At 65.2% G+C, this 10,793-nt stretch carries 12 protein-coding genes; 6 read left to right on the top strand and 6 right to left on the bottom strand.

The window, feature by feature from the left end; translation table 11 throughout:
• From IB262_RS28495 to IB262_RS28475, 5 genes are all read left to right on the top strand, one after another.
• Positions 1–701, top strand: a 701-nt coding sequence (locus IB262_RS28495) for an amidohydrolase family protein (RefSeq protein ID WP_192494012.1), incomplete at its 5' end; no start/stop codon positions are given.
• Positions 702–724: 23 nt separating this feature from the next.
• On the top strand, positions 725–940 hold the full coding sequence (locus IB262_RS28490; protein ID WP_034790285.1) for a hypothetical protein: 216 nt from the start codon (positions 725–727) through the stop codon (positions 938–940).
• A gap of 53 nt (positions 941–993) precedes the next feature.
• Positions 994–1,449: a DoxX family protein gene (locus IB262_RS28485; RefSeq protein WP_034790282.1), complete on the top strand. Its 456-nt coding sequence runs from the start codon at positions 994–996 to the stop codon at positions 1,447–1,449.
• Positions 1,446–3,047 (top strand): MFS transporter, encoded by a 1,602-nt coding sequence (locus tag IB262_RS28480; protein ID WP_034790280.1) that lies wholly within the window; start codon positions 1,446–1,448, stop codon positions 3,045–3,047. The genes IB262_RS28485 and IB262_RS28480 overlap by 4 nt, the downstream gene beginning before the upstream one ends.
• Positions 3,048–3,132: 85 nt before the next feature.
• Complete coding sequence (locus IB262_RS28475; protein ID WP_034790278.1) at positions 3,133–3,963, top strand: alpha/beta hydrolase; 831 nt, start codon at positions 3,133–3,135, stop codon at positions 3,961–3,963.
• A 223-nt stretch (positions 3,964–4,186) separates the two neighbouring features.
• On the opposite strand, the gene IB262_RS28470 is transcribed toward IB262_RS28475, so the two are convergent.
• Positions 4,187–4,828 carry a PQQ-binding-like beta-propeller repeat protein gene (locus IB262_RS28470; protein ID WP_034790276.1) on the bottom strand — a complete coding sequence of 214 codons (642 nt, stop codon included), beginning with the start codon at positions 4,826–4,828 and terminating at the stop codon, positions 4,187–4,189.
• Between the two features lie 10 nt (positions 4,829–4,838).
• Positions 4,839–6,059 carry a hypothetical protein gene (locus IB262_RS28465; protein ID WP_034790274.1) on the bottom strand — a complete coding sequence of 407 codons (1,221 nt, stop codon included), beginning with the start codon at positions 6,057–6,059 and terminating at the stop codon, positions 4,839–4,841.
• Positions 6,060–6,379: 320 nt separating this feature from the next.
• Between IB262_RS28465 and IB262_RS28460 the strand changes: the two genes are divergently transcribed.
• Positions 6,380–7,594: an MFS transporter gene (locus tag IB262_RS28460; RefSeq protein WP_034790272.1), complete on the top strand. Its 1,215-nt coding sequence runs from the start codon at positions 6,380–6,382 to the stop codon at positions 7,592–7,594.
• 83 nt (positions 7,595–7,677) lie between these two features.
• On the opposite strand, the gene IB262_RS28455 is transcribed toward IB262_RS28460, so the two are convergent.
• From IB262_RS28455 to IB262_RS28440, 4 genes are all read right to left on the bottom strand, one after another.
• Positions 7,678–8,982 (bottom strand): CynX/NimT family MFS transporter, encoded by a 1,305-nt coding sequence (locus IB262_RS28455; RefSeq protein ID WP_051659188.1) that lies wholly within the window; start codon positions 8,980–8,982, stop codon positions 7,678–7,680.
• Entirely contained in the window at positions 8,979–9,656 is a 678-nt protein-coding gene (locus IB262_RS28450) for a FadR/GntR family transcriptional regulator (protein ID WP_034790270.1), read from the bottom strand. The genes IB262_RS28455 and IB262_RS28450 overlap by 4 nt, the downstream gene beginning before the upstream one ends.
• Before the next feature lie 219 nt (positions 9,657–9,875).
• Positions 9,876–10,217, bottom strand: a complete 342-nt coding sequence (locus IB262_RS28445; RefSeq protein WP_034790268.1) for an STAS domain-containing protein — start codon at positions 10,215–10,217, stop codon at positions 9,876–9,878.
• Positions 10,218–10,230: 13 nt separating this feature from the next.
• A complete protein-coding gene (locus IB262_RS28440; RefSeq protein WP_034790266.1) occupies positions 10,231–10,791 on the bottom strand; it encodes an ATP-binding protein in 561 nt (186 codons plus the stop codon).
• Between the last annotated feature and the right edge of the window lie 2 nt (positions 10,792–10,793).

The raw sequence follows: 10,793 nt of genomic DNA, 5'->3' as shown, positions 1-10,793 counted from the left end.
CCGTGCAGCACCGCATGGCCTATCAGGGCGAGTACTTCGTCGAGCGCTACGGCCATGGTGTCGCTGAAGCGACGCCGCCGGTGGCCAAGATGCTGGCAAAGGGCGTCAACGTCTCCGCCGGCACCGATGCGACCCGCGTCGCATCCTACAACCCCTGGGTTTCGCTGTCGTGGATGGTGACCGGCAAGACTGTCGGCGGCCTGCAGCTCTACCCGCGCGCCAACTGCCTCGATCGCGAGACGGCGCTTCGGATGTGGACCGAGAAGGTGCAGTGGTTTTCAAACGAGGAAGGCAAGAAAGGCCGGATTGAGAAAGGGCAGTTCGCCGACCTCATCGTGCCGAACAAGGATTTTTTCAACTGCGCCGAGGACGAGATTTCCTTCCTCACGTCAGAGCTCACGATGGTCGGCGGCAAGATCGTCTATGCGGCCGGCGAATTTGCCTCTCACGACGAGAACAAGGTGCCGCCGGCAATGCCCGACTGGTCGCCGGTCCGCACCTTCGGCGGTTATGCCGCCTGGGGTGAGCCCGAGGGCGCCGGAAAGCGCTCGCTCCGGCGCACCGCGATCACGTCGTGCGGCTGCGCCAGCGATTGCGGCGTCCATGGCCACGATCATGCCGGCGCCTGGACGTCGAAACTGCCGATCGCCGACCTTAAGGGTTTCTTCGGCGCGCTTGGATGCTCCTGTTGGGCGGTGTGACGATAGCGGAAGGGAAACGCAGAATGCGCACGAAAGCCGGCGCCGTCGCGATGGCCGCGGTCTCAATCTTGCTCAACGCATCGCTCGGATCGGAGCAGGCCTCGGCCTCGCCGACTGAGGGCGTCCGGCACCTCTCGGCGAAAGTCGTGGTGAACCATCCGCCGGCGAAGCATGGAGCCTACTACCAAGGCATATCCCAGAGCGCGGTCACCGCTTTGAAATGGCCGAAAAATCGATGACGGCGGCTTTGCCGCCCATCAAGCCGAAGACCGCCTGACAAGGAAACGAAAGATTGAGCCTCTCTTCCCTCGAAAACCGTCTCGCCGCTCGCCTCCGGCCGGGCCTTACCGGCAACCGTGTCATATTCGTCGGCTTGCTGGCGCTCTGCTCGGCCTATATCCAGGGACCCTTGACGAAAATTTTCGACTTCCCGGGCGCGCTTGCCGAGATGGAGCATTTCGGCCTCTATCCGGCACCGCTCTTTGCTGTCGGCGTCATCGTGTTTGAGCTTGCGATGTCGGCTCTCGTTCTCTCAGGCTTCTACCGCTGGGCGGCGGCAGGCGCGCTTGCGGCCTTCACCCTCGCCGCCACCTTGCTCGCATTCCGCTTCTGGGAACTGCCGCCCGGCATGGAGCGCGCGATGGCGACAAACGGTTTCTTCGAACATATCGGCCTTGCCGGCGCATTCGTGCTCGTTGCAGTTTATGATCTGCGCGAACGTGCATCCACGGAGAGGGGCGGCCAATGACGCAGGCAGCGACCAACAACGCCGGCACTTTCGCGCCCTTGCGCCAGAAGGTCTTCGCCGTGCTCTGGGTGGCGACGATCATCGGCAACACCGGCAGCTTCATCCGCGATGTCGCGAGCTCCTGGCTCGTCACCGACCTGTCGGCAACGCCCGCCGCCGTCTCGATGATCCAGGCGGCCGCGACGCTGCCGATCTTCCTGCTCGCCATTCCCGCCGGCGTGCTCTCCGATATTCTCGACCGACGCAAATTCCTGATCGTCGTGCAGTTCCTGCTCGCATCCGCGAGCCTCTGCCTGTTGTTCCTCTCTGCAAGCGGGCTGCAGTCGGTGACCTCGCTGATTGCGCTTACCTTTGTCGGTGGCATCGGCGCAGCGCTGGTTGCCCCCACCTGGCAGGCGATCGTGCCGGAGCTCGTGTCGCGACCGGACGTCAAGGGCGCGGTCGCGCTGAACTCGCTCGGCATCAACATCTCCCGCGCGATCGGCCCGGCGCTTGGCGGCCTGCTGCTTGCATGGTTTGGCGCGGCCGTCACCTATGGCGTCGATGTCATCAGCTATGTCTTCGTCGTTGCCGCATTGGTCTGGTGGCGGCGGCAGGTGCCGGAGGACGACGCGCTCGCCGAGCGCTTCCTCGGCGCCTTCCGGGCCGGCCTGCGCTATGCGCGCGCCAGCCGCGAGCTGCATGTGGTGCTTTTGCGTGCAGCCGTGTTCTTCGCTTTTTCAAGTGCGATCTGGGCGCTGCTGCCGCTGGTCGCCCGCCAGCTTCTCGGCGGCGGCGCCAGCTTCTACGGCATCCTGCTCGGCGCCGTCGGCGCCGGCGCGATCGGCGGCGCGCTGGTGATGCCGCGCTTGCGGGCCCGGATGGATGCCGACGGATTGCTGCTTTTGTCCGCGGTCCTGACCGCCGCCGTCATGGGCGTGCTTTCCTTCGCGCCGGCGCAATGGGTGGCGGTGGCGGCGCTGCTCGTCTGTGGTGCGGCCTGGATCACGGCGTTGACGACGCTGAACAGCACCGCGCAAGCGATCCTGCCCAACTGGGTGCGCGGACGCACGCTCGCCGTCTATCTGACCGTCTTCAACGGCGCGATGACCGGCGGGAGCCTTGCCTGGGGCGCGACCGCCTCGGCGATCGGCGTGCCCTTCACGCTCGCCGTGGCGGCCATCGGCCTTCTCTCAGTCGGCTTCGCCTTCCACGCCATGAAGCTGCCGAAAGGTGAGGCGGATCTCATTCCTTCCAATCATTGGCCGGAGCCCCTGACCAGCGAGCCGGTCGAACACGACCGCGGACCGGTTCTCGTCCTGATCGAATATACGATCGACAAGGCGGATCGGTCCGAGTTCCTGAAGGCGCTCGCCCGCCTGTCGCACGAGCGGCGGCGCGACGGCGCCTATGGCTGGGGCGTGACCGAGGACGCGGCCGATCCCGGACGGCTGGTCGAATGGTTTATGGTCGAATCCTGGGCAGAGCATCTGCGCCAGCACAAGCGCGTGTCGAAGGCCGATGCCGACATTCAGGACGATGTCCGCCGCTACCACAAGGGGCCGGCCGCGCCGGTCGTCAACCACTTTCTCGCGATCAACCACCCCCATCTCGGTTGACGCGGACCGCACGTCCCGGCGCGGATCTCGCGCCGGGGCCACATCTCGAAGACATACACCCAACCCAAACAAAGGAACCGTTCCCATGACCGAGAACTTCGTCAGGACTGAAGACGGCGTCGATATCTTCTACAAGGATTGGGGCTCGGGCCAGCCCATCGTCTTTCACCATGGCTGGCCCCTGTCGGCGGACGATTGGGATTCGCAGATGCTCTATTTCGTCAGCAAGGGCTACCGGGTCATCGCCCATGACCGCCGCGGCCATGGCCGTTCGACGCAGGTGAGCGAGGGACACGACATTGCACACTACGCGAAGGATGTTGCGGCGCTGACCACCAAGCTCGGCCTCAGCGATGCAATCCACATCGGTCACTCCACCGGTGGCGGCGAAGCGGTGGCTTACGTGGCGCGCCACGGCGGCGGCCGGGTTTCCAAGCTGATCATCGTCGGCGCCGTGCCGCCGATCATGGTCAAGACCGAAAACAATCCGGGCGGCCTGCCGATCGAGGTGTTCGACGGTTTCCGGGCGGCGCTTGCTGCCAACCGCGCCCAGTTCTTCCTCGACGTTCCGGCCGGCCCGTTCTACGGCTACAACCGCCCGGGTGCCGAAGTATCGGAAGGCGTCGTCCGCAACTGGTGGCGTCAGGGCATGATGGGCAGCGCCAAGGCCCATTACGAAGGCATCAAGGCCTTCTCCGAAACCGACTTCACCGAAGACTTGAAGGCGATCGACGTGCCGACGCTGGTCATGCACGGCGACGACGACCAGATCGTGCCGATCGACGACAGCGCGCGACTGGCGGTGAAGCTGCTGAAGAACGGCACGCTCAAGGTCTATGAGGGTTATCCACATGGCATGTTGACAACCCATGCCGATGTCATCAATCCCGACCTGCTCGCCTTCATTAAGGCCTAAAGCTCGGGCACGGTCCGCGGTGTCCGGGTATTGCGGACCGTGCCGGGACAACGCTACTGCATGGTTCCCTATTCATCGCCGGTTGTGCGGACGGAACATGCAGCGCTTCGAAGCGCTACAGCGCCCTCTATGCGCCTCAAAGGCGCGCGGCGCTGTAGTGCCGGCGCCGCACCGACAGCGGCGCGCAGCCGCGCCGGTTGCCAGGAATTCATCGTCAGTGTCTTCAGCGCGCCCGCTTCGGCCGGCGAACGGCCCGGACGACGCCGCTCGGGCCGCCGCCACAGAAGAAGCGCTCGCCGCCATCGGACTCCAGGCCCGATACGCCCATTCCGGTCGGCATGGCGACCGTTTCGAGCACCGCTCCCGTTTGCGGATCGATGCGCCTGATATCGCTTTCGTCACCCTCCCAGGTGCCGTGCCAGAGTTCGCCATCGACCCAGGTCACCCCGGTCACGACGCGCTTGGATTCGATCGTGCGCAGGATTGCGCCGTTCTCGGGATCGATCTGATGAATTTTGCGGCCCCGATGCTGCCCAACCCAAAGCGTGCCCTCGGCCCAGGCAAGGCCGGAATCGCCGCCACCGCCTGGCGCCGGGATTGTCGCGAGAATTTTCCCGGTTTCCGGATCGATCTTCTGGATGCGATCTTCGGCGATCTGGAAGAGGTGCTTGCCGTCAAACGCCGTACCGGCATGCGCGGCGACGTCGATCGAGCGGACGGGCGCACCGTTTTCCGGGTCGAAGGCGTTGATCGTGTCACCGGCGGCGAACCATACGTTCCGGCCGTCGAAGGTGACGCCATGGACCTGGTCTGCCCCGGGGAACGGGCCATATATCTGGATGATTTCGGCTTCGGATCTTTTCATGGGTCTGATCCTATTCGTTTGGCAAAGGGCCAGGGAGTAACAACACTGTCGGGAATGCGGCAATCGGCGGCACGACCCAGCGCCGTGCCCGCCCGCGCCCGATCGGCATAACCTTGCCTTGCGAGGCGAGCTCTTCGAGCGCCCGCTGCACGGTGCGCGCGCTGGCGTCGAGCGCGATTGCGAGCGCCGAACTTGACCAGGCCTCGCCGTCCGCCAGCAGCGCCCGCATCGTCGCATGTCGCTCGTCGACCGGCGGGGCAAGGACGACGACCGTGTGCTTGCCGTGCGGCACCAGCCGGAAGCCATCGCTCGTCGCCGTGATATCCGCAAGCGGGCGCAGTTCCTCGCGCAGCCGGCCGATTTCGACACGCAGCCTTGCCCGGTGGGATTCGTCGACATGTCGTGCGCCGAAGGCCCGGGCGAGCAAGGTTCGCCTTGAGACGTCTCCCGGCCAGGCTTCGCCCAGCGCGCGCGCCAGCGCAAAGAGCACCGGCCGAGTGGCAAGCGTGCACAAGGTCGCTTGTCTTCGGACGAGGTTCCGGCAGGCGTCGATGACGAGGGCGCCGGAAGCAAGCAGCTCTTCGACCTCGCCAAGCAGCAGCGAGCGCTCTTCCCCATCCGCCATGAGGCGGGCAGCCGGCGCTTTAAGCACGGCGGCCGCGTTTTCAACTTCCAAGATCAGGGCCGGAATGCCGGTCGCCCGTGCCGCTTCGCCCGCCCGCCCGAAGGCGGCGGTGGCGGCCTCGGTTCGCAACCGGCGCACGGCGATGCCGGCGAGCGCCAGGTCGTGGGCGGCTTTCGACAGCGGTGTCAGCCGCGCCGTATCGATATCGGCAAGCAAGTTCTCGGCCTCGTCCAGACGGCCGATCAAGAGCAGGCGCCGTGCCCCGAGATTGCGGGCGTGGGCGGCGTTGAGGTGGTCGCCATGGGTTTCGAGCGTCGAGCGGGCGGCGTCGAGCGCCCGCATCGGCCAGGAAAGATCACGGGAGACGATGGCGATCTCTGCCTCGGCGACGATGCACCGCGCCCGCGCCACCGCTTCCTTCGTGCCGAAGGCGCGCGCGGCGTTCTTCAGCAGGACCTTTGCGCGGGTGAAGTCTCCAAGCTGGGCCATGGCGATGCCGCGCAGCGCCAGTGCCGGCGGATCGTCGCGTAGCGCCACCCGCTTCAGCGCGCCGAGCGGGTCGCCCGACGCCAGTGCTCGCGCCGCGGCGGTGATCAGCGAATCCATCGAAATCCCGTCACACTTGTCACTCCCGCAAGCCGTGTTCCAGCCTTTATCTATCTCTCAGGTGGCAACGGACAACAGAAAGAAGCTTCGTCGCACAATCAAGCGGAAACAGTCGGGCGCATGCCTTCAAGGCTGCATCGAATGTGAATCTGCACCTATTATGAAATTCTTTCGAAGCTCCTGTCGGCTTGGCACCGGCGTGAGCGTCTTTCAATCGGGCGGGCGAGGGGATGTCCCAGGCACGGTCCGTCGCGCGATCAGGTTGCACAATTTTTCGGCGTGGCCGGACGTCCGGCCGGGCGGATTTAAGGAGATTTGCAATGACCAATTTGCATTACCGTTGGGTCATCGTGGCGGCGGGCGGGCTGCTCGGCTGCCTGGCGATCGGCGCCATGTTTTCGCTTCCGGTGTTCCTGCTGCCGATTTCGCGCGACACCGGCTGGTCGGTGACAGGCGTTTCGAGCGCCATGACCATCGGCTTCCTGGCCATGGCATTTGCCAGCATCGCTTGGGGCAGCCTTTCCGACCGATGGGGCGCGCGTCCGATCGTGCTCATCGGCTCGGTGCTCTTGGCCGTCAGCCTCATGGCAGCGAGCTGGACGACCTCGCTGATCGCCTTCCAAATCCTTTTCGGTGTCGTGGTCGGCACCGCGACGGCGGCGATCTTCGCGCCGATGATGGCTTGCGTTACCGGCTGGTTCGATACGCATCGCAGCCTCGCGGTCTCGCTCGTCTCGGCCGGTATGGGCATGGCGCCGATGACGATGTCGCCCTTTGCCGCCTGGCTGGTATCCGCCTACGACTGGAGAACCGCTCTGCAGATCATCGCGCTGGTCGTTGCCGTCATCATGATCCCGGTCTCGTTTCTCGTTCGCCAGGCGCCGGCACTTGCCGACGGTGCTGCCGCGGCCTCGCCCGAGGAAGAGCCCCATTCGTCGATGACGACCAGCCAGGTGCTGAAATCGCCGCTCTTCATCATCCTGCTTCTGACCAACTTCTTCTGCTGCGCCACCCATTCCGGCCCGATCTTCCACACGGTGAGCTACGCGATCACCTGCGGCATTCCGGTCATGGCGGCCGTGTCGATCTACAGCGTCGAGGGTCTTGCCGGCATGGGCGGCCGCGTCGTCTTCGGTCTGCTCGGCGACCGTTTCGGGGCCAAACGTGTGCTCGTTCTTGGACTTCTGGCCCAGGCCTTCGGCGCGCTTGCCTATGTCTTTGCCGCCGGGCTCGGCTCGTTCTATGCGGTCGCCGCCCTGTTCGGCTTCATCTATGCGGGCGTCATGCCGCTCTATGCGGTGCTTGCCCGCGAGAATTTCCCCTTGCGGATGATGGGGACGGTGATCGGCGGTACGGCCATGGCTGGCAGCCTTGGCATGGCGACGGGACCGATTGCCGGGGGCCTGATCTATGATGCGCTGGCAAGCTACACCTGGCTTTACATCGGTTCCTGGGGCATCGGCCTCGGCGCGTTCCTGATCGCGCTCACCTTCCGGCCGGCGCCGCGCTACCAGGCGGCGGTGGCCGCGGCCTGATGCGAGCGTGCTGACAGCGAGAGAAAGGGCTCCGCCTGGGAAGGGGACCTTTGGATCATTGCAGGCGCTGATCCGCGTCCGTCTTAGCGGTCGTCTATCCGGACGGTTCGTGCGCCGACATGCAGCGCCCGGCCGGCGCCCAGACCCATGATCGCCACGCCGATGCCGAGCGCGATGAAGAGAACGGCGCTGGCGGCGAAGCTGCCGGTCCAGCTGCGGATGAAGCCGACAAGCAGGGGGCCGATGGCGGCAAGCACGTAGCCGACGCCCTGGGCCATGCCGGAGAGATGGGCCGCCACGTGCGAATCGGGCGAGCGCAGCACAATGAGGGTCATCGCCGCAGCAATCAGGCCGCCCTGTCCGATCCCTTGCAGAACAGCCCAGACGAGCACCGTCGAGAGCGGCGCGAAAAGGATGCCGATCAGCGCGATGACGGCGGCGGCGACGAGCGCCACGCAGACGGCGCGCTGGTCGCGGCGCCTTACGGCGAAGGATGGCACGAGCAGGCAGGTGACGACCTGCATCATGATCGAGGCGGAGACGACCACACCGGCAGTTGCGGCATCTAGGCCACGCTCACGCAGGATCGGCGCCATCCAGCCGAAGACGCAATAGGCGAGTGCGGATTGCAGACCCATGAAGAGCGTCACCTGCCAGGCGAGCCGATCGCGCCAGAGGCCGACGACGCGGAAGCCGCTGTGGCGGGCTTGCGCCTTGCCGCGCAGCGCCTGCGGTGCCCAGATCATCAGCACGATGAGGGCGGGTACCGCCCAGGCCGCGAGCGCGCCTGACCAGGAGCCGACCACATGGTGTTCGATCGTCAGCGTCAGGCCGGCGGCGCTGGCAGCACCGGCGCACAGCGCCATGGTATAAAGGCCCGTCATCATCGCGGCGCGGTCGGGAAAGTCACGCTTGACGAGCCCGGGAAGCAGCACGTTGCCGATTGCGATCGCCGCACCTGCCGCAAATGTCGAAAGGAAAAGCAGCGGCACGGACTGAACGCCGCGCAGACCCGTGCCGAGCGTCAGCAGGACGAGCACCCCGAGAAGCGTGCGTTCGGCACCAAAGCGTTGGGCGAGCTTCGGCGCAAGCGGCGCGAAAAGGCCGAGGCAGAGCACCGGCAGGGTGGTGAGCACGCTGGCGCTGGCGGTGGAAAGGCCGGTCGCCTGCATCACCTCGGGCAGCAGCACCGAGAGACTTGAAAACAGCGGCCTGAGGTTAAAAGCGATGAGCACGAGGCTGGCGCCCAGCAGGATGCGGGCGCTGCGGCTCAGCACCGGTGGTTGCGGTGCCGGCAGGCTGTCGGCCTCGGCATCGATAAGCTGGTCTTCGATGTCCAGCGGTTCGGCGGCTTCGGCTTTGTGGGGATCACGAAAAGTCTGGTTCATTGGGAAAGTAGCCGATCAAGTTCAGCGAGGACGGGGGCCATGAACGCCCGAACGGCGGCCGCGGCCTTGTCCGGATCACTGGCCGCAATGGCCTCGACGATCGCCGCATGCGCCCGGTCGTCCGGCTCCGGCAGGTCGCCTGACAGCGTCGAGTGAATGGTTTCAAGAATGGCCGAAGTGAAAAAGTCATAGAGCTCGACGATGGCCCTGTTGCCGGAGGCCTCGACGATCGACCGATGAAAGGCGATGTCGCGCCGTCCGAAGGCCTCACGCCCGCCATCGGAAACCGTGCCGCGGGCGAGAAGAAGGCGCTTCATATGTTCCAGATCCTTGGGCGAATGTCGCAGCGCCGCCAGGCGTGCGGCTTCCACGTCGAGGGCCGCGCGCGCCTCCCATTGGTCGCGCAGGCTCGCCCGCTTGACGCGGTCAAGCGCGCCCGAGCTATCGACCGTCGAGCGGACATAGGTGCCGGAGCCCTGGCGGGCGTCGAGCAGCCCCTTCGAGATCAGGACCCGAACGGCCTCGCGCACGGTTCCGCGGCTCACCGCCAGAAGCTCGGTCAGCGCCGTCTCGTTGGGAATGCGTTCGCCGATAGCCCAGCGGCCGCTGAGGATTTCCGCCCGCAGGCTTTCGGCAGCGCTCTCGGCAAGGTTGGTACGATTGATCGGTTGCATTGTCTGCTCATCAAGTCATCAGATGATTTGATCAATAGGGTGAGGCGTTCGCAGAGTCAAGCGTGACGACGGGGAATGAAGAAGGCGTCGAAGCGTCGTGAGGCCGGTTTCGGCGACAGGATTTGTCGGTGGCTGGCGCGCGGAATCGCGGTCGCGCGCCGGTCGGCGCGCGATACTCAGGCTTTAGCTACGGGAATCCAGTCCCGGCACCGCGTGATCTCAGTTGAGCCTGAGATCGAGGCCGGGATGCAGCTTCTTGAGGTTCGGCAGCGATTTCGACTGCCACGGGATCTCAGAGGTTCCGCGCACCGTCAATTGCACGTTCGGGCGGTTGCGTGCCTCGATCGTCAGCTTGGCGAGCAGGTTGATCCCGGACGAGTTCAGGAACTGCAGTTCGGTGAGGTCGATCGTGATGTGCTCAGGCTCGGTCTCCAGAACGCCCATCACCGTCGAGAAGATCGGGGCATAGGCCTCCGTTCCCGGCAGCCGCATCGTGCCTTCAAAATGAATATCGTTGCCTTCGGACCAAACGCGATACTCTTCTTCGTCCTTGTTTTCCATGTTCACCGGCTCATCAGTTCGAGAGGTCTGGGACCGCAATGGAGGCATAAGTCTCCAATGAGGTTTCGCCGTCGTCACCCTGGGCGCCAAAAACCCAAGCGAAACGAACGCCATAATCGCTCATCAGCGTCAAAAGACCAAGCCCCGAGCCGCTCTTGCCGAGCCCGGTTGCGTTGGCTTCGATGCGCTCGATGAGCAGGTCGCCCGGGTCGCCGTCGGCGATCTCGGACAAAAGATCCTGGAAGCGCGCAGCCGCTTCGTTGTCGATCACGTTCGACACTTTCGTGCGGAAGCTGTGGCCCTCGAGGGCGGCCTCGACGACCACGGAACCGGAAGCGCGGAACTTCACGGCATTCTCGACCAGTTCGTTGGTGAGGTAGCCGATGTTGTGGCGCACTTCCCGATAGGTGTTGCGCGACGCGCGATAGCGCAGCGCCGCCAGTTCGGCGACGAAATCCGAAGCCATGGCGCAATGCTTCCAGCTGAGATCCAGCGGCCCGTCGTAAAGACGCAGCCGGGTCATCTTCTGGTGGGCGCCGATCGTCAGGTCCGCCAGTCCGTAGAGCGTGGTCATCT

Source organism: Ensifer sp. ENS02, from assembly GCF_014851885.1.
GTDB classification, from domain to species: domain Bacteria; phylum Pseudomonadota; class Alphaproteobacteria; order Rhizobiales; family Rhizobiaceae; genus Ensifer; species Ensifer adhaerens.
The sequence above is the reverse complement of the archived record's forward strand: the minus strand, read 5'-3'. Positions and strand labels throughout refer to the sequence as shown.